This is a genomic window from Enterobacter asburiae, assembly GCF_024599655.1.
Taxonomy (GTDB): Bacteria; Pseudomonadota; Gammaproteobacteria; order Enterobacterales; family Enterobacteriaceae; genus Enterobacter; species Enterobacter asburiae_D.
The window spans coordinates 4662430-4685101 of record NZ_CP102247.1 but is presented as its reverse complement, the minus strand read 5'-3'; the positions used below and the strand labels follow the sequence as shown (position 1 = coordinate 4685101).

General features: G+C 54.7%; 18 protein-coding genes and 5 tRNA genes. 19 read left to right on the top strand and 4 right to left on the bottom strand.

The genetic code is table 11. From position 1 onward, the window contains the following. Positions 1-155 precede the first annotated feature (155 nt). On the bottom strand, positions 156-818 hold the full coding sequence (locus NQ230_RS22245) for an OmpA family lipoprotein (RefSeq protein WP_023334089.1): 663 nt from the start codon (positions 816-818) through the stop codon (positions 156-158). Positions 819-1030: 212 nt separating this feature from the next. On the opposite strand from NQ230_RS22245, the gene NQ230_RS22240 reads away from it, so the two are divergent. Beyond that, positions 1031-3310, top strand: a complete 2280-nt coding sequence (locus tag NQ230_RS22240) for a molybdopterin guanine dinucleotide-containing S/N-oxide reductase (protein ID WP_257261359.1) — start codon at positions 1031-1033, stop codon at positions 3308-3310. On the opposite strand, the gene NQ230_RS22235 is transcribed toward NQ230_RS22240, so the two are convergent. Continuing rightward, positions 3273-3719, bottom strand: coding sequence for an N-acetyltransferase (locus tag NQ230_RS22235; protein WP_121425972.1), 447 nt, complete (start codon positions 3717-3719; stop codon positions 3273-3275). The two genes, NQ230_RS22240 and NQ230_RS22235, sit on opposite strands and share 38 nt — an antisense overlap. Then, positions 3697-4278: a DNA-3-methyladenine glycosylase I gene (gene tag, locus NQ230_RS22230; RefSeq protein WP_024909083.1), complete on the bottom strand. Its 582-nt coding sequence runs from the start codon at positions 4276-4278 to the stop codon at positions 3697-3699. Before tag ends, NQ230_RS22235 begins: the two co-directional genes overlap by 23 nt. Before the next feature lie 153 nt (positions 4279-4431). On the opposite strand from tag, the gene NQ230_RS22225 reads away from it, so the two are divergent. The 14 genes from NQ230_RS22225 (at position 4432) to dppF (ending at position 20845) form a co-directional block, all read left to right on the top strand. Beyond that, on the top strand, positions 4432-5130 hold the full coding sequence (locus tag NQ230_RS22225; protein ID WP_121425971.1) for an autotransporter domain-containing protein: 699 nt from the start codon (positions 4432-4434) through the stop codon (positions 5128-5130). Between the two features lie 237 nt (positions 5131-5367). Continuing rightward, positions 5368-6570 carry an L-lactate MFS transporter gene (locus NQ230_RS22220; protein WP_257259223.1) on the top strand — a complete coding sequence of 401 codons (1203 nt, stop codon included), beginning with the start codon at positions 5368-5370 and terminating at the stop codon, positions 6568-6570. Positions 6571-6925: 355 nt separating this feature from the next. After that, on the top strand, positions 6926-7450 hold the full coding sequence (lpfA, locus tag NQ230_RS22215) for a long polar fimbrial major subunit LpfA (RefSeq protein WP_257259220.1): 525 nt from the start codon (positions 6926-6928) through the stop codon (positions 7448-7450). Positions 7451-7535: 85 nt separating this feature from the next. Next, positions 7536-8234 (top strand): long polar fimbrial biogenesis chaperone LpfB, encoded by a 699-nt coding sequence (gene lpfB, locus NQ230_RS22210; RefSeq protein WP_257259218.1) that lies wholly within the window; start codon positions 7536-7538, stop codon positions 8232-8234. Between the two features lie 22 nt (positions 8235-8256). Further along, positions 8257-10785 (top strand): outer membrane usher protein LpfC, encoded by a 2529-nt coding sequence (gene lpfC, locus NQ230_RS22205; protein ID WP_257259215.1) that lies wholly within the window; start codon positions 8257-8259, stop codon positions 10783-10785. A 17-nt stretch (positions 10786-10802) separates the two neighbouring features. Next, positions 10803-11870, top strand: a complete 1068-nt coding sequence (gene lpfD, locus NQ230_RS22200) for a long polar fimbrial protein LpfD (RefSeq protein WP_257259212.1) — start codon at positions 10803-10805, stop codon at positions 11868-11870. A 5-nt stretch (positions 11871-11875) separates the two neighbouring features. Then, on the top strand, positions 11876-12403 hold the full coding sequence (gene lpfE, locus NQ230_RS22195) for a long polar fimbrial protein LpfE (protein WP_257259210.1): 528 nt from the start codon (positions 11876-11878) through the stop codon (positions 12401-12403). A gap of 254 nt (positions 12404-12657) precedes the next feature. Beyond that, positions 12658-14352: a kdo(2)-lipid A phosphoethanolamine 7''-transferase gene (gene eptB / locus NQ230_RS22190; protein ID WP_257259208.1), complete on the top strand. Its 1695-nt coding sequence runs from the start codon at positions 12658-12660 to the stop codon at positions 14350-14352. Positions 14353-14443: 91 nt separating this feature from the next. Then, a tRNA-Pro gene (locus NQ230_RS22185) sits at positions 14444-14520 on the top strand. Between the two features lie 620 nt (positions 14521-15140). Next, entirely contained in the window at positions 15141-16748 is a 1608-nt protein-coding gene (gene dppA / locus NQ230_RS22180; protein ID WP_094935112.1) for a dipeptide ABC transporter periplasmic-binding protein DppA, read from the top strand. A gap of 161 nt (positions 16749-16909) precedes the next feature. Beyond that, positions 16910-17929 (top strand): dipeptide ABC transporter permease DppB, encoded by a 1020-nt coding sequence (gene dppB / locus NQ230_RS22175; RefSeq protein WP_023334097.1) that lies wholly within the window; start codon positions 16910-16912, stop codon positions 17927-17929. A gap of 9 nt (positions 17930-17938) precedes the next feature. Further along, positions 17939-18841, top strand: coding sequence for a dipeptide ABC transporter permease DppC (gene dppC, locus NQ230_RS22170; protein ID WP_029742039.1), 903 nt, complete (start codon positions 17939-17941; stop codon positions 18839-18841). A 10-nt stretch (positions 18842-18851) separates the two neighbouring features. After that, positions 18852-19835 carry a dipeptide ABC transporter ATP-binding protein gene (gene dppD, locus NQ230_RS22165; RefSeq protein WP_008502772.1) on the top strand — a complete coding sequence of 328 codons (984 nt, stop codon included), beginning with the start codon at positions 18852-18854 and terminating at the stop codon, positions 19833-19835. Beyond that, positions 19832-20845, top strand: a complete 1014-nt coding sequence (gene dppF, locus NQ230_RS22160; RefSeq protein WP_257259197.1) for a dipeptide ABC transporter ATP-binding subunit DppF — start codon at positions 19832-19834, stop codon at positions 20843-20845. The genes dppD and dppF overlap by 4 nt, the downstream gene beginning before the upstream one ends. 44 nt (positions 20846-20889) lie before the next feature. Here the strand turns inward: dppF and coaA are convergent, their stop codons facing one another. Further along, entirely contained in the window at positions 20890-21840 is a 951-nt protein-coding gene (gene coaA, locus NQ230_RS22155) for a type I pantothenate kinase (protein ID WP_121425960.1), read from the bottom strand. A 317-nt stretch (positions 21841-22157) separates the two neighbouring features. Here coaA and NQ230_RS22150 point away from each other — a divergent pair. The 4 genes from NQ230_RS22150 to NQ230_RS22135 all read left to right on the top strand — a co-directional run bounded on the left by NQ230_RS22150 (position 22158) and on the right by NQ230_RS22135 (position 22600). Continuing rightward, positions 22158-22233, top strand: a tRNA-Thr gene (locus NQ230_RS22150). A gap of 8 nt (positions 22234-22241) precedes the next feature. After that, positions 22242-22326 (top strand) — tRNA-Tyr (locus tag NQ230_RS22145). Between the two features lie 117 nt (positions 22327-22443). Beyond that, positions 22444-22518, top strand: a tRNA-Gly gene (locus NQ230_RS22140). Between the two features lie 6 nt (positions 22519-22524). After that, positions 22525-22600 (top strand) — tRNA-Thr (locus NQ230_RS22135). The last annotated feature ends 72 nt before the right edge of the window (positions 22601-22672 follow it).

The following is a 22672-nucleotide window of genomic DNA, read 5'->3' as shown; positions in this document are numbered from 1 at the left end:
AATACCTTAGCGGGAAAATCTGGCGAATCAAGTAATTTGCCCGGTGGCGCTGCGCTTACCGGAGGTTGCGGTCTGATGCCCTCACCCCAACCCTCTCCCACGGGAGAGGGTGCAACCACTAAAAACGGCAACGAGCGTTGCCGTTTTGCTTTTACCTACTGCACAGGACTCAACGTAATCTCAACGCGACGGTTCTGCGCTTTGCCTTCCGCCGTGCTGTTGCTGGCGATAGGGTTGGCAGGGCCCATGCCGCTGGTGCGGATGCGGTTCGCTTCAACGCCCTGGGTAATCAGCGAGCTGGCCACGGCGTCGGCGCGCTGCTGGGACAGACGCATGTTCAGATCCTGACTGCCGGTGCTGTCGGTGTAGCCCATCACGTTAACGGCGGTCTTGTTGTACTCTTTCAGCACCATCGCCACGCCGGTCAGGGTGTTCGCGCCCGCCGGTTTCAGCGTCGCGCTGCTGCTGTCGAAGGTCACGTTGTTCGGCATGTTCAGGATGATGTTATCGCCGCTGCGCGTTACGCTCACGCCGGTTCCCTTCATTTTGTCGCGCAGCTTCGCTTCCTGCACGTCCATGTAATAGCCTACGCCGCCGCCCAGTGCTGCGCCCGCCGCTGCGCCAATCAGCGCGCCTTTGCCGCGGTCTTTCTTGGAGGAGGAGAGCGCCCCAACGCCTGCGCCGACCAGCGAGCCGATACCCGCGCCAATGCCGGATTTACCCGCTTCGCGCTCACCGGTGTAAGGGTTGGTTGTGCAGCCAGAAACAGCCAGTGCACCGCTCACCAGAGCGGCAATAACGAGTACGCGTTTTTTCATCTTCTTTCCTTAATCCTTTTTATTCTTTGCCACGGCGAGCGTGGCAGTTGATTATGACGTCCAGATACGGAGAAAATTCCGGGTATAACTCTGAAATTTGTGACAAACCATAAACTGCCTCAGCAAGAAGGCCGTAAAACCTGCACGCAACCAGGAGCGCACGCTTGAGCACCTCAACGAAAACCATTCTGACCGCCGCCCACTGGGGGCCGATGCTGGTCGAAACCGATGGCGAAAATGTCCTGTCGTCCCGCGGGGCACTGCCAACACAACATCCCAACTCGTTACAGACCGTCGTTCGCGATCAGGTGCATAGCAAAACGCGCGTGCGCTGGCCGATGGTGCGTAAAGGTTTTCTGGCCTCGCCGGACAAGCCTCAGGGTATTCGCGGTCAGGATGAGTTTGTTCGCGTGAGCTGGGATGACGCGCTGGCGCTGATCCACGCCCAGCACAGGCGCATTCGCGACAGTTACGGTCCGTCGTCCATTTTCGCCGGGTCGTACGGCTGGCGTTCTAACGGCGTGCTGCATAAGGCCTCGACGCTGCTGCAGCGCTACATGAGCCTGGCGGGAGGCTATACCGGCCATCTGGGGGATTACTCCACCGGCGCGGCGCAGGCGATCATGCCGTACGTCGTGGGCGGGAACGAAGTGTACCAGCAGCAGACCAGCTGGCCGCTGGTGCTGGCGCATACCGACGTGGTGGTGCTGTGGAGCGCTAACCCCCTCAACACGCTGAAAATTGCCTGGAATGCCAGCGACGAGCAGGGCATTGGGTATTTCGACGCGCTGCGCAATAGCGGCAAGCGCATCATCTGCATTGACCCAATGCGCTCTGAAACCATGGATTTCTTCGGCGACAGCGCCGAGTGGATAGCCCCGCATATGGGCACCGACGTGGCGATGATGCTGGGTATCGCCCATACGCTGGTTGAAAACGGCTGGCACGACGTCGAATTCCTGACGCGCTGTACCACCGGCTTCGATAAATTTGCCGACTACCTGACGGGCCAATCCGATGGGGTAGCGAAAACGGCAGAGTGGGCGGCAGAGATTTGCGGCGTTCCAGCTACGAAAATCCGCGAACTGGCAGCGTTATTCCATAAAAATACCACGATGTTAATGTCTGGCTGGGGAATGCAGCGCCAGCAGTTTGGCGAGCAAAAACACTGGATGCTGGTCACCCTTGCCGCAATGCTTGGGCAGATCGGCACGCCGGGCGGGGGTTTTGGTCTCTCCTATCACTTTGCGAACGGCGGTAACCCAACGCGTAAAGCGGCGGTGCTGGCGTCTCTGCAAGGCTCGGTGCAGGGCGGCGTGGATGCCGTGGATAAAATCCCGGTGGCGCGGATTGTTGAAGCCCTGGAAAACCCCGGCGGTTTTTATCAGCACAACGGTCTGGACCGCCACTTCCCGGATATTAAATTTGTCTGGTGGGCGGGCGGGTCGAACTTCACGCACCATCAGGATACCAATCGCCTGATCCGCGCCTGGCAAAAGCCGGAGCTGGTGGTGATCTCAGAGTGCTTCTGGACCGGCTCGGCTAAGCATGCAGATATCGTGCTCCCGGCGACCACCTCGTTTGAGCGTAACGATCTCACCATGACCGGCGACTACAGCAACCAGCATATGGTCCCGATGAAGCGCGTTGTCGCCCCGCGCGATGAGGCGCGTGATGATTTTGACGTGTTTGCTGAACTGAGCGAGCTGTGGGAAGCGGGCGGTCGCGAGCGTTTTACCGAAGGGAAAAGCGATCTGCAATGGCTGGAGACCTTCTACCAGATTGCCGGACAGCGCGGCGCGGCGCAGGGCGTGACACTTCCGCCCTTTGCTGAGTTCTGGGAGGCGAACCAGATCGTCGAGATGCCGGAGAGCGAACAGAACGCGAAGTTTGTCCGTTTTGCCGATTTCCGCCGCGACCCGGAGAACAACCCGCTGAAAACCGAGAGCGGAAAGATCGTGATCCACAGCGAGCGCATCTCCAGCTTTGGCTATGCCGACTGCCCGCCACACCCTATGTGGCTTGAGCCGGACGAGTGGCACGGCAACGCCCAGCCGGAACAGCTGCAGGTATTGTCAGCGCATCCCGCGCACCGTCTGCACAGCCAGCTTAACTATACCTCCCTGCGCGAGCAGTATGCGGTCGCCGGGCGAGAGCCGATTACGCTGAACACCCTCGATGCGAAAGCCCGCGGGATTGCGGACGGCGACGTGGTGCGCGTCTGGAACTCGCGCGGGCAGGTGCTGGCAGGGGCGGTGGTGAGCGACGGGATTAAACCGGGCGTGATCTGCATTCATCAGGGCGCATGGCCCGACCTTGAGCCCGCCGAAGGCGGTATCTGTAAAAACGGGGCGGTTAACGTGCTGACCAAAGATCTCCCCAGCTCGAAGCTGGGGAACGGTTGCGCAGGGAATACGGCCCTGGCCTGGGTCGAGAAATATCAGGGACCCGCGCTTACCTTAACGGCGTTTGATCCGCCTGCCAGCTCATGATCCACGTCGGGTGCTGAGTGTCATCCTGCCAGGCGCTGTCTTCAATGCGAAAGCCCTGAGCATGGTAGAAATTCACCGCCCGGACATTTTTCTGGTACACCTCCAGCGTTAAGTGCGGGAAGCGCTGTTGAACATGGTTCAGCAGCGCGCGCCCGATGCCTTTCCCGATGCATGACGGTGCGACAAACAGCGCGCCGACAAACTGAGACTGCATTACGCTGATAAATCCGCAAGGTTCGCCGTCCTGTTCCCAGACCCAGGTTTCCGCCGACGGCAGGTAAACGTCCCGCACCATGGCCTCGTTCTCTTTCCAGTAATCCGGCTCGATAAACGGATGCGCTTCTGTGGTGCTTTCAAGCCACAGGCTCAGAAGCGGCGTGGTATTCTCACTTTGCCATTTGCGGATCATGATGGCCTCCCGGATGACAGAAGCAGCCGGTAACGTGGTCGTTGACCAGGCCACAGGCCTGCATAAAGGCGTAGCAGATGGTGGAGCCGACAAACTTAAAGCCGCGTTTTTTCAGGGCCTTCGAGAGCGCATCCGAGGCCGGGGTCGAGGCCGGGATTTCCGCGAGCGTGGCGGCCTGGGTAACCTGCGGATCGTTGTTCACAAACGTCCAGACAAAATCTGAGAACGATTCGCCGTTTTGTTCCATCGCCAGGTAAGCGCGTGCGTTACCGATGATGGCCTGGATTTTACCGCGATGGCGGATGATGCCGGCATCCTGCACCAGGCGTTCCACGTCCTCGTCGGTCATGGCGGCGACGGCGACAGGATCGAACTGGTGGAAAGCGTTACGGTAGTTTTCGCGTTTCTTCAGTACCGTAATCCACGATAACCCCGCCTGCTGGCCCTCGAGGCAGATCATCTCAAAGAGTTTTTTGCCATCCGTTTCCGGCACGCCCCATTCCCGATCGTGATAGTCGATATAAAGCTGATCCTGGCTTACCCAACCGCAACGTTCCATCCGTCATCTCCCTTATTGATACTGATTTCGCAAAATTTTCTTTCTGACTGGCTTGACGTGTTTACTATAAAGACAATAGTTAATACAGGGCTATAAGCTCTTCCTGAATAACGACAAATATCGCCGAATTCGGCTCTCTCTGGGGTCGCGTTGATGATGATAAAAAAAATCAGTGGTCGCCATGCTGCTTCTGGCCTGGTGGGAATTTCAGCCTGCCTGTTTTTTTGTAATACAGCGTCTGCCTGGCAACAGGAATATATCGTTTCAGACGCCCAAAATAATACGGCGGAACGCTATACATGGGACGCGGATCACCAACCGCGTTATGAGGATATTCTGGCTGAGCGTATTCAGTCTTCGCAAAATGCGCCAGGTCTTGCCCTGAATATACCGTCTGGTAGCACGACGGAGGGGGCGATGAGCGTGGGCTGGAATTTTCCGGTTTCAGCGCGCATCACTACCGGCCCGGTAGTAGCGTGGCGGTACGACGGCACGGCTCCCATGATGATCAACGAGTTTGGTGATAGCGCGTCGACGCAGGGGCTCACCGACCCGCTCTGGCATGCCAGCGTCAGCACGCTGGGGTGGCGCGTAAATACCCAGTACGGCGATCTTCGTCCCTGGGCGCAGATCAGCTATAACCAGCAGTTTGGTGAAAACCAGTGGAAATCGCAGTTTGGCATGCCGCAAACGCCAGCCCCTGCCCAAAACGGGAGCTGGATGGACGTCACCGTGGGAACGGATATTCCATTCAATACGCACATGGCGGCCTATGCGTCGCTGGCTCAGGGGGAGCACGCCACCACCGGTGAGGAGTTTTTGTATACCCTCGGCGTTAGCGCGAATTTCTAGCGTTGTTACTTTTTTAAACGTTACGATAACATCTCGAATGCAATAACCACGGGCTTTACAGCGATAGCGGGTACTAACACGTCGTCGCTTTATTCCCGGGCCAGGCCATTCATTCCCGATTCCAGGCATTTCATTCCGTTCCGCCTGCATTTCATGCCGTTTTCCCCCAGGCGTATTAAGGTTTTGTTTATCGTTGTCCTCAGCGACTTCCTTAATTTCTCTTGCAGGACAACTGCCATGAACACATCAACTTATAACCGCACGCGCTGGCTCACGCTCTTTGGCACCATCGTCACCCAGTTTGCGCTGGGGTCGGTCTATACCTGGAGCCTGTTTAACAGCGCGCTTTCCGACAAACTCGGCGCACCGGTCAGCCAGGTTGCGTTCTCCTTTGGTCTGCTGAGCCTGGGTCTGGCGATTTCGTCTTCCGTCGCGGGCAAGCTGCAGGAGCGTTTTGGCGTGGAGCGTGTGACCATGGCGTCCGGCATACTGCTGGGTCTGGGCTTTTTCCTGACGGCGCATTCCAGCAACCTGATGATGCTGTGGCTAAGCGCCGGCGTGCTGGTGGGGCTGGCGGATGGCGCAGGTTACCTGCTGACCCTGTCAAACTGCGTGAAGTGGTTCCCGGAGCGTAAAGGCTTAATCTCCGCATTCGCCATCGGCTCCTATGGCCTGGGCAGCCTCGGGTTCAAATTTATCGACTCCCACCTGCTGGCGTCCGTTGGCCTCGAAAACACCTTTATGATCTGGGGCGCAATCGTGCTGGTGATGATTCTGTTCGGCGCCACGCTGATGACCGATGCGCCGCAGCAGGAGGTCAAATCCGTTAACGGCGTGGTGGAGAACGACTTCACCCTCGCACAGTCCATGCGTAAGCCGCAGTACTGGATGCTGGCGGTGATGTTCCTGACGGCCTGCATGAGCGGTCTGTATGTGATCGGCGTGGCGAAGGATATCGCGCAGGGGATGGTGAAGCTGGATGTGGCCACGGCGGCCAATGCGGTAACCGTGATCTCCATCGCGAACCTCTCCGGTCGCCTGGTGCTCGGGATTCTGTCTGACAAAATTGCCCGCATCCGCGTGATTACGATTGGGCAGGTGGTTTCGCTGGTCGGCATGGCGGCGCTGCTGTTCGCTCCGCTGAATGAAGCCACCTTCTTCGCGGCGATTGCCTGCGTGGCCTTTAACTTCGGCGGCACCATTACCGTCTTCCCGTCGCTGGTGAGCGAGTTCTTTGGCCTGAACAATCTGGCGAAAAACTACGGCGTGATCTATCTGGGCTTCGGGATCGGCAGTATCTGCGGCTCGCTGATTGCCTCCCTGTTCGGCGGGTTCTACGTGACCTTCTGTGTGATATTTGCCTTGCTGATTATCTCCCTGGCGCTGTCGACCACGATTCGCCAGCCGCAGCGCGAAGTATTTAAAGAAGCGCATGCATAACGTATGACATGCCAAACATAAAGCGCCCACCGGGCGCTTTTTTTTGATTTAGCACAAATGCATAATTAATTCTCGCCCGAGACACGTTAAATAAAGAGGGTGAATCATTTGAGTGATTTATAGATTGCCAAAAACAATATATAAATTATATTGGTTTATTCCTAATAAAAGAGAGGTTTATACGGACTCTCTTATATCATTATGAATTTACTTAGTTTTAATTTTGGCTAACAATCAGCTTCATTTATTCTAATTTTAAAATCCAAATTCCCGTCTATATACTCCATTTCCTCACAGAATGCAGATTATTCCTAAGGATGCGTTCTGTCATCTACCGTCATAAATGGAGTTTTTAATGAAAAAGGTTATTTTTGCACTGTCTGCTTTCGCTGTAGTTTCCACTTCTGCTTTCGCGGCTGAATCTGGTGACGGCACCGTTAAATTTACCGGTGAAATCGTTGACGCGCCATGCGTAGTTTCTACTGACTCTCAGAACCAGGAAGTTGTGCTGGGTCAGGTTAAGAAATCTGTCTTCAAAGCGGTTGGCGACAAGTCTGTTTCCAAGCCATTCCAGATCAAACTGGAAGACTGCGACATCACCTCTAAAACCAAAGTTAACGTGAGCTTTGCAGGCGTGGCTGACGCAGACAATGCGAAACTGGTTTCTGTTAATACTGAAGCAGGCGCTGCAACTGGCGTGGGCATCGGTATCTATGACAACAGCAATACTGCTGTTGATATGAACACCGGTAAATCCACCACCACCCTGGCTGCTGGCCAGACAGTGCTGTACTACACCGCTAACTACGTTGCGACCAAAGCTGCTGTAACCACTGGTTACGGTAACGCAGAAGTCGACTTCAACCTGTCCTACGAATAATCGACTTTTCGTCAGTAACAGACCATCACAATGGCAACGGAAACCCCGTTGCCATTTTTTCCAGCGGAGTCTCAGGGAGAGAAGCATGAACCGCTCACGTTTGATATCTTGCGCAGCACTGGCGCTGGCGCTGATTTCACAAAACTGTTTTGCAGGCGGCGTGGCATTAAGCAGCACGCGTGTTATTTATGACGGCAGCAGAAAGGAAGCTTCTCTGACGGTCAATAACAAAAGCACCACGGATGAATTCCTTATTCAGTCATGGATTGATGATGTTAACGGTAATAAAAAGACGCCGTTTATCATCACCCCACCTTTATTTAAATTAAGCCCGACGAAAAATAACGTCTTACGTATTGTGAATACCGCTAATACGTTACCGCAGGATCGTGAGTCCGTTTACTGGGTTAACGTGAAAGCAATTCCTGCCAAAAGTGAAAATGCCGAAGGTAAAAACGTGCTGCAGATTGCCGTGCGTACCCGCTTAAAACTGTTCTATCGCCCGGCTGGCCTGAAAGGCAACAGCATGGACGGCTGGAGCAAACTGAAGTTTACCAGCGCAGGGGCTAACCAGATCAAAGTTGAAAACCCATCTGCCTTTAACCTCACTTTTAATAAATTTTATGCCAACGGCCGTGATATTGAAAAAGCGGGAATGGTTCCAGCTAAAGGCTCGTTGAATATTGAACTGCCAGCCGGCACCGGCAAGGTAAACGAAGTCAAATACAACATTATTAATGACTTCGGTACGGCTGGCGACATGCTGACTCAGCGCGTTAATTAATACGTTTTGAAGGTTTATTACTATGCCATGGACGCATCTTCCTCTGGTCAATAAGACCCCGCGTTTCCCCCTGTCCGCGCTCGCGCTGATGGTTGCGGGCACGCTCCCCGCGTATGCGGGAACATTTAACCCGCGCTTTTTGGAAGATGTGCCGGGTATTGACCAGCACGTTGACCTTTCAATGTATGAATCCAGTAAAGCCGAACAGCTGCCGGGTAAATACCGCGTGTCGGTGGTGGTCAACGATAAAAAAATGGAGTCTCGCACCCTGGAGTTTAAGGCGGCGACCGAGGCCCAGCGCGCGAAAATGGGTGAAACCCTGGTGCCGTGCTTAAGCCGCGTGCAGCTTGAAGAGATGGGCGTGCGAATCGAGAGTTTTCCTGCGCTGAAAATGGCGCCGCCGGAAGCGTGCGTGGCCTTTGACGACATTATCCCTCAGGCTGCCAGCCACTTCGATTTTGCTGACCAGACGCTGGTCATGAGCTTCCCGCAGGCAGCGATGAAGCAGACGGCGCGCGGTACGGTACCGGAGTCCCAGTGGGACGAAGGGGTGAACGCCCTGCTGCTGGATTATAACTTCTCCGGCAGCAACGCCAGCTATGACGCGCACGACAGTGATACCAGCTACAACAGCGACAGCTACTATCTGAACCTGCGCAGCGGTATGAACCTGGGCGCGTGGCGCTTACGTAACTACAGCACCTGGACAAGAAACGACGGCAACAACAAGTGGGATAACATCGGCACATCCTTAAGCCGCGCCATTGTGCCGCTGAAATCACAGCTGACGCTGGGGGACACCTCCACGTCCGGTGATATTTTTGACAGCGTTCAGATGCGCGGTGCGCAGTTAACCTCCGACGAAGAGATGCTGCCTGACAGCCAGCGCGGGTTTGCGCCGGTGATCCGCGGTATTGCCAAAAGTAACGCCGAAGTGACCGTTGAGCAGAACAACTACGTTATCTACCGTACGTTTGTTCAGCCGGGTGCGTTTGAAATTAATGACCTGTACCCCACCTCAAACAGCGGCGACCTGACGGTTACTATTAAAGAAGCGGATGGCAGCGAGCAGAAGTTCGTTCAGCCGTTCTCCGCGGTGGCGATCCTCCAGCGTGAAGGCCATCTGAAGTACAGCCTCTCCGCAGGGGAATACCGTGCGGGTAACTATGACAGCGCCGAGCCGAAGTTCGGGCAGCTGGATGCCATGTACGGTCTGCCGTACGGCTTTACCGTTTACGGCGGGTCGATCTTCTCTGACGACTATTACTCGCTGGCGGGGGGTTTAGGTAAAAATTTCGGTTACATCGGTGCGGTCTCCATCGACGTGACCCAGGCGAAAAGCAACCTGGCCAACGATGAGAGTTCCGAAGGTCAGTCTTACCGCTTCCTCTACTCCAAGAGCTTTAACAGCGGTACCGATTTCCGCCTGCTGGGTTACAAGTATTCGACCAGCGGCTACTACACCTTCCAGGAAGCGACGGATGTACGCAGCGATGCGGATAGCTCGTATAGCCAGTATCACAAGCGTAGCCAGATCCAGGGCAACGTGACGCAGCAGCTGGGCACCTGGGGCTCGGTCTATTTTAACGTCACGCAGCAGGACTACTGGAACGATGAAGGTAAACAGCGCTCGCTGAACGCCGGTTATAACGGCCGTATTGGCCGCGTGAACTACAGCGTTGCCTACACCTGGACGAAAAGCCCGGAGTGGGATGAGAGCGATCGCCTGCTGTCATTCTCCCTCTCCATTCCATTGGGACGCATGTGGAGTAACTACCACCTCACGACCGATCAGCATGGCCGCACCAACCAGCAGCTGGGCGTCAGCGGTACCGCGCTGGAAGACCGCAACCTGAACTATAGCGTGCAGGAAGGCTATGGCAGCAACGGTGTGGGTAACAGCGGCAGCGTGAACCTGGATTACCAGGGCGGCGTGGGTAGCGCCAGCATGGGTTACAACTACAACCGCGACGGACAGCAGGTGAACTACGGTCTGCGCGGCGGCGTGATTGCCCACAGCGAAGGCATTACGCTTTCTCAGCCGCTGGGCGAATCCATGGCCATTATCTCCGCGCCGGGCGCGCGCGGTGCGCACGTCATTAACAATGGCGGTGTGGAAGTGGACTGGATGGGTAACGCGGTCGTGCCTTACCTCACTCCGTACCGTGAGACGGAAGTCTCACTGCGAAGCGACAGCCTCAACAGCAAGGTTGACCTGAATACGGCGTCCGTCAACGTGGTGCCGACGCGCGGCGCGATTGTCCGTGCCCGCTTTGATACCCGCGTGGGCTACCGCGTGCTGATGAATCTGACGCAGGCTGACGGCAAACCGGTGCCGTTTGGTGCTACCGCTACGCTTCTGGACACCAAGAAAGAGTCCAGCAGCATCGTCGGGGAAGACGGACAGCTTTATATCAGCGGGATGCCAGAGAAAGGCGCGCTGCAGGTGAATTGGGGTAAAGGCCAGGCACAGCAATGCCGCGTGGCGTTTACGCTGCCAGAACAACAGGATAATGCCGGCGTGGTGATGGCGAATGCCGTCTGCCGGTAACAGGGAAGGATAGGATTATGTTGAAAAAGATGATGATGTTTGCTGGCCTGCTGGGCGGGTCAGCGCTGTTTTCCGGTCAGGCAACGGCGGCGGCGGACTGGGGGCCATGCTTCCCAGTCAATGGAACTCAGATTTTCACAACCAGTTTTGATCATACGATCACTGATACATCTAAAAACGCAAGTGGTACGGCTGTTGATAACTTCTATACATGGCGTTTAGGTACGACATATAACGGGACGTGTGAATGTCCAGCGGAAGCCGACCGAACAACGCCATATCCGCCAGAATATTATAAAACTACAAGTGATTTACCAAAAGGTGATGTGGTGGCTGGTAAGCAATATTACACTATAAATAAGTATCTTGGGATTGCTGCATCAGTTTATGTACATAACAATAATTATGTAGATGTACCTTTCTCGGATGTATCTAATAAAGCAAATAATGGCACAACAGACTGTGTATCAGGTAGTTATACCAGTGGTGCTCGCGGAAAATTAAGCTTGTATATCATTCATCCTTTTGTTGGTGAGCAAATTATTCCTCAGGTAAAAGTAGTATCGATGTTCGGAACTAAGAAGCCTGGTCTATACGGATCGCAGGCATTGGCTGATGTATATGTAAGTGGTCGAGTTGTTGTCCCTCAGGGCTGTGAACTATCCACCGGCAGTACCCTTGAAATCCCGTTTGGTGAATTCCAGGCGCATGACTTTAAGGACCGCAAAGGGCAAATGCCCACAGGTGCCGCGTCCATTACCAAAGAGCTGCAATTCAAATGCACCAATATTTCGGATGGCGTAAAAATCTATCTGCATATTGAAGGCACGCCTAACGAGAACGACAGCAATGCTATTAGCATGGGTAACCCTGATATCGGTGCCATTATCAAAGGCGAAAGCGGCAACGTACTGATCCCAAACAGCGTCGCGTTTGAGCAGGAAATGAGCGTGTCAGAACTGGTGGATGATACCCACCGCGTCGCGTCTACTAAACTGACCTTCGAACCGATTAGCACCACCGGTAAAATGCCGACCACGGGTGACTACGAAGGCATCGCCACCCTGCGTATTGATGTGGAGTAACGACAATGAAAATCATCAATGCCTTAGCGGGCTGTGGATTGCTTGTTTCAACGGTCGCGATGGCGACACCGCTGAACATCGGTTCTGCGGGGGATGTGCATTTCACCATTAGCATCCGCCAGGGGACCTGTGAACTGGAAAAAGACAGTATCGACGTTGACATGGGATCGGTCGTCTTACAAAAACCGGTGCGCGTTGGTAAGGAGTTAAACCAGCAAAGCTTCTCGATTGGTCTGAAAAACTGCGCGGACGTTGCGCGCGCCTATGTGACGATGGACGGAACGGCGGATTCAACCAATCAGGATCTTTTCGCCCTCGACAGCGGTGGCGCTACGGGGGTTGGGCTGAAGATTCAAACGAAAAGTGGCGTGCAGCAGTATCCGGTCAGTACCAATACTACGCCGGTTGAACATTCCATCTGGTTTGATGGTACGAACAAGCTGAACTATATCGCCAGCTACGTTCCGGTGAAAACCGACGCCACCGTCGGCGCGGCGAATGCGACGGTGAATTTTAGCGTCGTATACGAGTAATAACGAAGGGCCAGTTCGCTGGCCCTTTTCCCTTTTTACGGGGCCTTATCAGTGGACTTTTTTCTTCGCGATCTGATTTTTTGTAAAAATCTTCATCGATCACACTCTCTGCTGCCACTTTTTATTACCGCTGTGGTCTACTTATCGCGGTTGTAGACGTTTCTGATAACGGTTTCTCCCGCACCTACTTACTCTGTCTGCTTTCTCCATGAGATTCGACGGGTTTTTATACCCCTTCCCCCAGGGTTGTTTGCATGAAATATATTAGGTCTCTTACCCAGCAAAGATTATGTCTGATGCTGGCTGTCTATATCGGTTTGTTTCTGAATGGCGCGGTGCTGTTCAGAAGAGTGGAAGGCTATTTTGAACACCTCACCGTAAGCAATGCAATTTTCGCCGCGATTGAAGTGTTTGGCTCTGTTCTGGCTACCTTTTTCCTGTTACGCCTGCTCTCTCTCTTTGGCCGCCGGACCTGGCAAATTTTGGCCTCGCTGGTGGTGATTATCTCCGCCGCCGCAAGCTATTACATGACCTTTATGAACGTGGTCATTGGCTACGGTATCGTTGCCTCGGTGATGACCACGGATATTGACCTCTCGAAAGAGGTGGTCGGGAAAGGCTTTATCGTCTGGACGATTTTAACCTGTCTGATCCCGCTGTTCTTTATCTGGAGCAATACCTGCCGCTATACGCTGTTACGCCAGCTGCGCACGCGTGGCCAGCGGATCCGCAATATCGTTGTCGTCCTGCTGGCCGGTCTGCTGGTGTGGGCGCCTATCCGCCTGATGGAAACGCAGCAAAAACGCGTTGAAAAAGCGACGGGCGTGGATATGCCAAGCTATGGCGGCGTGGTGGCAAACTCCTATTTGCCGTCTAACTGGCTGTCAGCGTTAGGTCTTTATGCCTGGGCGCAGGCGGATGAATCCAGTGATGTGAAGTCTCTGATCAATCCACTGAAAAAATTCACCTACCAACCGCCAGCCGACGGGATTGATGATACGTACGTCGTCTTTGTCATTGGTGAAACGACGCGCTGGGATCATATGGGCATTCTCGGCTATAACCGGGATACCACGCCAAAGCTGGCGCAGGAAAAGAACCTGGTGGCCTACCGTGGCTACTCCTGCGATACCGCAACCAAGCTCTCGCTGCGCTGCATGTTTGTGCGTGAAGGCGGTGCAAGCGATAACCCGCAACGCACGCTGAAAGAGCAGAACGTGTTTGCCGTGCTGAAGCAGCTTGGGTTTAGCTCTGACCTGTTCGCCATGCAAAGTGAGATGTGGTTCTACACCAACACGCTGGCAGATAACATCGCGTACCGCGAGCAGATTGGCGCCGAGCCGCGTAACCGCGGTAAAAACGTCGACGACATGCTGCTGCTGGAAGAGATGTCGCAATCCCTCAAGAACCATCCACAGGGCAAGCATCTGGTGATTCTGCATACCAAAGGGTCGCATTACAGCTATTACCAGCGCTACACGCGTGATTTCGCGAAGTGGCAGCCGGAGTGCGTGGGCATTAATAAAGACTGCAGCAAGCAGGAGCTGATCAACGCCTACGATAACTCGGTGCTGTATGTGGATACCTTCCTGAGCCGGGTGATCGACCAGCTGCGCGATAAGAAAGCGATTGTGATTTATGCGGCAGACCACGGTGAATCCATCAACGAGAAAGAGCATCTGCACGGTACGCCGCGCAAGCTGGCACCGCCTGAGCAGTTCCGCGTGCCGATGATCATGTGGATGTCGGATAAGTACCTGGAAAACCCGGAGAAGGCGAAGATGTTTGCTCAGCTGAAGAAAGAGGCGGAGATGAAGGTGCCGCGTCGTCACGTTGAGCTGTACGACACCATTATGGGCTGTCTCGGCTATACCTCACCGAACGGTGGGATTAACGAAAACAACAACTGGTGTAAACTCCCTGATAACACCGCAAAAGCCGCGCAGTAGCTGCTCTGGCGAGAATATCGCCAGTTGAATGGCTTTTTGAAAATAAGGGATTGACGGGGGCGCACCTCAGCAGTAAGATGCGCTCCGCATTCGGCGAGTAGCGCAGCTTGGTAGCGCAACTGGTTTGGGACCAGTGGGTCGGAGGTTCGAATCCTCTCTCGCCGACCACATTCTGAAAAGGGCTAACCGCAAGGTTAGCCCTTTTTGCATTATGACCTTATCCCGTCAGAGTATCCAAAACGCCCCTTAGACCTGCTTCTCCCTGCCTGTTAACGATTTTGTGACATAATCCATTGTATTTTTTTATATATAGATTGATCTTTTTTCGCGTTGCTTATGGATAACCTCAGCATTTTTCGCTGTGCGTTTTAACGTTCGCGGTATTTAGTGCTCAGATAATCACCATTCTGCAAGAAAATTTACCCATTCTGAATAAAAGTTAATCACTGATTGTTGCGAAATATGAAGAGAGTTGTGCTGCAAGAGGGCGAGTAGCATAAATTTCCCTGCTGAAAACTGGCGCACATAGTTTTTTTAATCTTTGTTTGCGGTTTCTCACACTCAGCGTAAATCCCCGTCACCTGTATTGACGTTTTCACATTCTGTTGACAGATTGTAGGGCATGAGGGGCATTTCAGGGACGATCTGCGCTGCAACTCAAACGCTCTTCTGAAAGGATTCTCCATCCCTTTAAAGCCTTCGGGCATCACCGACCGGACCGGGTAAAAAATAAATAAAGGTCTGGCGGCGTAACACAACAAAGCAAAACATCACATTGGAGCAGAATAATGAGTATTTCCTTGAAGAAGTCAGGGATGCTGAAGCTTGGTCTGAGCCTGGTGGCTATGACCGTGGCAGCAAGCGTACAGGCAAAAACCCTGGTTTACTGTTCTGAAGGCTCGCCGGAAGGCTTTAACCCACAGCTCTTTACCTCTGGTACGACTTACGACGCAAGCTCTGTACCGATCTATAACCGTCTGGTTGAATTCAAAACCGGTACCACGGAAGTGATTCCGGGTCTGGCCGAGAAGTGGGACGTCAGCGAAGACGGTAAAACCTATACCTTCCACCTGCGCCAGGGCGTGAAGTGGCAGGACAGCAAAGAATTCAAACCAACGCGCGACTTCAACGCCGACGACGTTGTGTTCTCCTTCGACCGTCAGAAAAACGCGCAGAACCCGTACCACAAAGTGTCTGGCGGCAGCTATGAATACTTCGAAGGGATGGGTCTGCCTGACCTGATTGCTGAAGTGAAAAAAGTGGACGATAAAACGGTTCAGTTCGTGCTGACTCGCCCGGAAGCACCGTTCCTGGCTGACCTGGCCATGGACTTCGCCTCAATTCTGTCCAAAGAGTACGCGGACAACATGCTGAAAGCCGGTACGCCGGAGAAAGTCGACCTGAACCCAATCGGTACCGGTCCATTCCAGCTGCTGCAGTACCAGAAAGACTCCCGCATTCTGTATAAAGCGTTCGAAGGCTACTGGGGCACCAAGCCGCAGATCGACCGTCTGGTCTTCTCCATCACGCCTGACGCTTCCGTGCGTTACGCAAAACTGCAGAAAAACGAATGCCAGGTGATGCCGTACCCTAACCCGGCTGACATCGCCCGCATGAAGCAGGACAAGAACATCAACCTGCTGGAGCAGGCTGGCCTGAACGTGGGCTATCTCTCCTTCAACACCGAGAAGAAACCGTTTGATGACGTGAAAGTGCGTCAGGCGCTGACCTACGCGGTGAACAAAGAAGCGATCATCAAGGCCGTTTACCAGGGCGCTGGCGTTGCTGCCAAGAACCTGATCCCACCAACCATGTGGGGCTATAACGACGACGTTAAAGACTACAGCTACGATCCTGAGAAAGCGAAAGCGCTGCTGAAAGAAGCGGGCCAGGATAAAGGCTTTACCGTTGAGCTGTGGGCGATGCCTGTTCAGCGTCCATACAACCCGAACGCACGCCGTATGGCGGAAATGGTTCAGGCTGACTGGGCTAAGGTTGGCGTTCAGGCCAAGATTGTGACCTACGAGTGGGGCGAGTACCTGAAGCGCGCCAAAGCGGGTGAGCACCAGGCGGTAATGATGGGCTGGACCGGTGACAACGGGGATCCGGACAACTTCTTCGCCACCCTGTTCAGCTGCGCGGCGGCGAAAGACGGTTCTAACTACTCTCGCTGGTGCTACAAGCCGTTTGAAGACCTGATCCAGCCGGCGCGTGCGACCGACGATCACAACAAACGTATTGAACTGTACAAACAGGCTCAGGTTGTTATGCACGATCAGGCTCCGGCGCTGATTGTTGCTCACTCCACCGTGTACGAGCCAGTGCGTAAAGAAGTGAAGGGCTACGTGGTTGATCCACTGGGCAAACACCACTTCGAAAACGTATCTGTTGAATAATAAGTAGGGTGTTCTCCCTCTCCCTCTGGGAGAGGGCAGGGGTGAGGGTCGCGCATGCATCCCCTCACCCTAACCCTCTCCCAGAGGGAGAGGGAATTTACATTTGTGAGCAATACAGACGTCACGCCACTGGTCGTGCGTCATCAGAGAGAATCCGGGTTATGTTGCAGTTCATCCTCCGACGTCTGGGACTTGTTATCCCCACGTTTATCGGTATCACCCTTCTCACTTTTGCCTTCGTCCATATGATCCCCGGCGACCCGGTAATGATTATGGCGGGCGAGCGTGGTATTTCCCCTGAGCGCCATGCACAGCTGCTGGCGGAACTTGGTCTCGATAAGCCGATGTGGCAGCAGTACCTCCACTATATCTGGGGCGTATTGCACGGTGATTTAGGGATTTCGCTGAAAAGCCGTCTTCCGGTGTGGGACGAGTTCGTGCCGCGCTTTAAAGCGACACTGGAGCTTGGCGTCTGCGCCATGATTTTCGCCACTGCGGTGGGTATTCCCGTCGGGGTACTGGCTGCCGTCAAGCGTGGCTCTATTTTTGACCATACCGCCGTGGGCCTGGCGCTGACCGGCTATTCCATGCCTATCTTCTGGTGGGGCATGATGCTGATCATGCTGGTATCGGTGCAGCTTAACCTGACACCGGTCTCCGGGCGCGTCAGTGATATGGTCTTCCTGGATGATAGCAACCCGCTCACCGGCTTTATGCTGATTGATACGGCTATCTGGGGCGAAGAGGGCAACTTCATTGATGCCGTGGCGCACATGATCCTGCCTGCCATGGTGCTGGGCACCATTCCTCTGGCGGTGATCGTGCGTATGACCCGTTCATCAATGCTGGAAGTGCTGGGTGAGGATTATATCCGCACCGCGCGCGCCAAGGGCCTGACGCGTATGCGCGTCATCATCGTTCACGCGCTGCGTAATGCCATGCTGCCGGTGGTAACCGTCATCGGTCTCCAGGTGGGGACGTTGCTGGCGGGGGCGATCCTGACCGAAACCATCTTCTCCTGGCCGGGTCTTGGACGCTGGCTGATTGACGCGCTGCAACGCCGTGATTATCCGGTTGTGCAGGGCGGTGTACTGCTGGTCGCGACGATGATTATCCTCGTCAACCTGCTGGTCGATTTGCTGTACGGCGTGGTGAACCCGCGTATTCGTCATAAGAAGTAAGGGACCATCATGTCACAAGTCACTCAAAATAAAGTGGTCGCTGCACCGGTTCCTATGACGCCGCTGCAGGAGTTCTGGCACTACTTCAAGCGCAATAAAGGCGCGGTGGTAGGACTGGTGTATGTCGTAATCATGATCCTGATTGCGGTGTTTGCGAACTTCCTCGCACCGTATAACCCGGCGGACCAGTTTCGCGATGCGCTGCTCGCGCCGCCTGCGTGGCAGGACGGCGGTAGCCTGACGCACCTGCTCGGTACCGATGACGTGGGCCGCGACGTGCTGTCGCGCCTGATGTACGGCGCGCGCCTGTCGCTGCTGGTCGGCTGTCTCGTTGTTGTGTTGTCGCTGATCATGGGCGTTGTACTCGGCCTGGTTGCCGGTTACTTCGGCGGCATCGTTGATAACATCATCATGCGTATCGTCGACATCATGCTGGCGCTGCCAAGCCTGCTGCTGGCGCTGGTGCTGGTGGCGATCTTCGGCCCGTCGATTGGTAACGCCGCGCTGGCGTTGACCTTCGTGGCGCTTCCTCACTACGTGCGTTTAACGCGTGCGGCGGTGCTGGTGGAAGTGAACCGCGATTACGTCACCGCGTCTCGCGTGGCGGGTGCCGGTGCGATGCGACAGATGTTCGTTAATATCTTCCCTAACTGCCTTGCGCCGCTGATTGTTCAGGCGTCGCTCGGTTTCTCTAACGCCATTCTTGATATGGCCGCTCTTGGCTTCCTGGGCATGGGTGCACAGCCGCCAACACCGGAGTGGGGCACCATGCTCTCCGATGTGTTGCAGTTCGCACAAAGCGCCTGGTGGGTTGTCACCTTCCCGGGTCTGGCAATCCTGCTGACGGTGCTGGCATTTAACCTGATGGGTGATGGCCTGCGTGATGCGCTTGATCCCAAACTGAAGCAGTAAGAGGCACGAGATGGCGTTATTAAATGTAGATAAATTATCGGTGCACTTCGGCGACGAAGGCACCCCGTTTCGCGCCGTGGACCGCATCAGCTACAGCGTAAATCAGGGCGAAGTGGTTGGCATTGTCGGGGAGTCCGGTTCCGGTAAGTCAGTGAGCTCACTGGCGATCATGGGGCTGATTGATTACCCGGGCCGCGTGATGGCGGAAAACCTGCAGTTCAACGGTCAGGACCTGAAGCGCATTTCTGAGAAACAGCGCCGCCAGCTGGTGGGCGCGGAAGTGGCGATGATTTTCCAGGACCCGATGACCAGCCTGAACCCTTGCTACACCGTTGGTTTCCAGATTATGGAAGCGATTAAGGTGCATCAGGGCGGGAATAAGAAAACCCGTCGTCAGCGCGCGATCGATCTGCTGAACCAGGTGGGTATTCCTGACCCGGCATCGCGGCTGGACGTTTACCCGCATCAGCTCTCCGGTGGGATGAGCCAGCGCGTGATGATCGCGATGGCGATTGCCTGTCGACCAAAACTGCTGATTGCGGATGAACCGACGACGGCGCTGGATGTGACCATTCAGGCGCAAATCATCGAGCTGCTGCTGGAGCTGCAGCAGAAAGAGAATATGGCGCTGGTGCTGATTACGCACGATCTGGCGCTGGTGGCTGAAGCCGCGCACAAAATCATCGTGATGTATGCCGGTCAGGTGGTCGAAACCGGAAATTCACACGATATTTTCCGCGCGCCGCGTCACCCGTATACCCAGGCGCTTTTACGCGCTCTGCCGGAGTTTGCCCAGGACAAAGCTCGTCTGGCGTCGCTGCCGGGTGTGGTACCGGGTAAATATGACCGTCCGCAGGGGTGTCTGCTCAATCCGCGCTGTCCGTATGCGACGGATAAATGCCGGGCAGAAGAGCCAGAGCTGAACCAGCTTGCTGACGGTCGTCAGTCGAAATGCCACTACCCACTCGATGATGCCGGGAGGCCAACACTATGAGTACGCAACAGGCCACCACGCAACAACCGCTGTTGCAGGCCATCGATCTGAAAAAATACTACCCGGTGAAGAAGGGACTGTTTGCCCCTGAACGCCTGGTGAAAGCGCTGGACGGCGTCTCTTTTAACCTCGAACGCGGTAAAACGCTGGCGGTGGTGGGGGAGTCAGGCTGCGGTAAATCCACGTTGGGCCGTCTGCTGACGATGATTGAAGTGCCGACCGGCGGGGAGCTCTATTATCAGGGGCAGGATCTGCTCAAGCACGATCCGCAGGCGCAGAAGCTGCGTCGCCAGAAAATCCAGATTGTGTTCCAGAACCCGTATGGCTCTTTGAACCCGCGTAAAAAAGTCGGGCAGATTCTGGAAGAGCCGCTGCTGATCAACAGTAATCTGAGCAAAGAGCAGCGCCGTGAAAAAGCGCTGGCGATGATGGCGAAGGTCGGCCTCAAAACCGAGCATTACGACCGCTATCCGCACATGTTCTCCGGCGGCCAGCGTCAGCGTATCGCTATCGCCCGTGGGCTGATGCTCGATCCGGAGGTGGTGATTGCCGATGAGCCGGTCTCCGCGCTCGACGTATCCGTGCGTGCGCAGGTGCTGAACCTGATGATGGATCTCCAGCAGGAGCTGGGGCTCTCTTACGTGTTTATCTCCCATGACCTGTCGGTGGTGGAGCACATTGCTGATGAAGTGATGGTGATGTACCTGGGGCGCTGCGTGGAGAAGGGGACCAAAGACCAGATCTTTAATAACCCTCGTCACCCGTATACCCAGGCGCTGCTGTCCGCGACGCCGCGTCTGAATCCGGACGATCGTCGTGAGCGTATTAAGCTGACGGGTGAGCTGCCAAGTCCGCTGAATCCACCTCCGGGATGCGCATTCAACGCCCGCTGCAGTCGCCGCTTTGGCCCGTGCACTCAGCTCCAGCCGCAGCTGAAGGATTATGGCGGCCAACTGGTTGCCTGCTTCGCGGTCGATCAGGATGAAAATGGCGAGAAACCACAGGCATAATGAAAAAAAACCGGCGCTAAGCCGGTTTTTTTATGTCTGCTTGATTATTTCCGCAGGCGAATCTGGTCGACGGCGTGCTTCTCGCTTTTGGTGAGGATCAGGCTCGCACGCTCGCGCGTCGGCAGGATGTTCTCTTTGAGGTTCACATAGTTGATCTCGTTCCACAGTCCCGTGGCCACGTTGACTGCTTCTTCTTCAGAAAGCTGAGCGTAGTGGTGGAAATAGGAATCCGGGTCGGTGAACGCCCCTTCGCGGAACTTCAGGAAGCGGTTGATGTACCAGTTTTGCAGCAGGTCTTCCGGCGCATCGACATAAATGGAGAAATCGACGAAATCCGAGACGAATACGTGATGCGGGTCGTGAGGATAGTCCATCCCGCTCTGCAGCACGTTCAGACCTTCCAGAATCAGAATGTCCGGCTGGACCACGGTTTTATCCCCACCCGGGATGCGATCGTAGATCAGGTGCGAATAGACTGGCGCAGTCACGTGCGGCACGCCGGATTTCAGGTCAGAGACAAATTTCACCAGACGGTGCATATCATAAGAAAGCGGGAAGCCTTTCTTCTTCATCAATCCGCGTTCTTTTAACACCTCGTTCGGGTGCAGGAAGCCATCGGTGGTGATCAGCTCCACGCTGCGGTGTTCCGGCCAGCGGCTCAACAGCGCCTGCAGGACGCGCGCGGTGGTACTTTTACCCACGGCCACGCTGCCTGCAATACTAATGATATAAGGAATGCGTTGACCGTTCGTCCCGAGGAACTGCTCCAGCACGGCCTGACGGCGCAGGTTCGAGCTGATATAGAAGTTAAGCAAGCGAGAGAGGGGGAGATAAATTTCTGCCACCTCTTCCAGGGACAGGTCTTCGTTTATCCCTTTTAACCGTGCGATTTCACCTTCCGTCAGCGTCATAGGGACGGAATCACGCAGGGCAGCCCACTGGCTGCGGTTAAAGTGAAGATAAGGCGTCATTAACGTTTGCTCTTTTTTGCTCATAAGCATGCTTCAGTGAGCCAGCATCACACTGCCGGATCGTGGCTCATCACACAGTTAATTTTGGACAATGGGCAGGAGGTTAACACCAGATGACAGGAATAATAAGAAAAAAGATGGAAAGCGCTGCGTAACGCGGAAGCCGTCACGCTACGGTGAATACGGTGCAAATCACGCTGATATGTTGAATATTTGACCTCAAATGACTACTTTTACAGCGTCTGATGCGCTCTTCGCATAAAATGTGAGCGAAAGAACGTTTTATGCAAATTTTTAGTTGCATGACCGCGCAGGTATCCATAGAATGCGCGCTACTTGATGCCGACTTAGCTCAGTAGGTAGAGCAACTGACTTGTAATCAGTAGGTCACCAGTTCGATTCCGGTAGTCGGCACCATCAAGTCCGGTGGGGTTCCCGAGCGGCCAAAGGGAGCAGACTGTAAATCTGCCGTCACAGACTTCGAAGGTTCGAATCCTTCCCCCACCACCACTTTCTGGCAGCGTAAATGCCGCCGGAGCTGGTTGGAAAAATTAGCCAGCTCAAACTGAAAAAGAGAGAAATCTCTTTTTTTGTTACAGAAAGAACTGGGTAGCCGAGTTTCAGGATGCGGGCATCGTATAATGGCTATTACCTCAGCCTTCCAAGCTGATGATGCGGGTTCGATTCCCGCTGCCCGCTCCAATACGTGCTGATATGGCTCAGTTGGTAGAGCGCACCCTTGGTAAGGGTGAGGTCCCCAGTTCGACTCTGGGTATCAGCACCACTTCACTTCTCCTTCCCGTTTCTCTCTGTTTCAATTTTACTGTATTCAACAATTCAGGCATTTCGCCTGGTT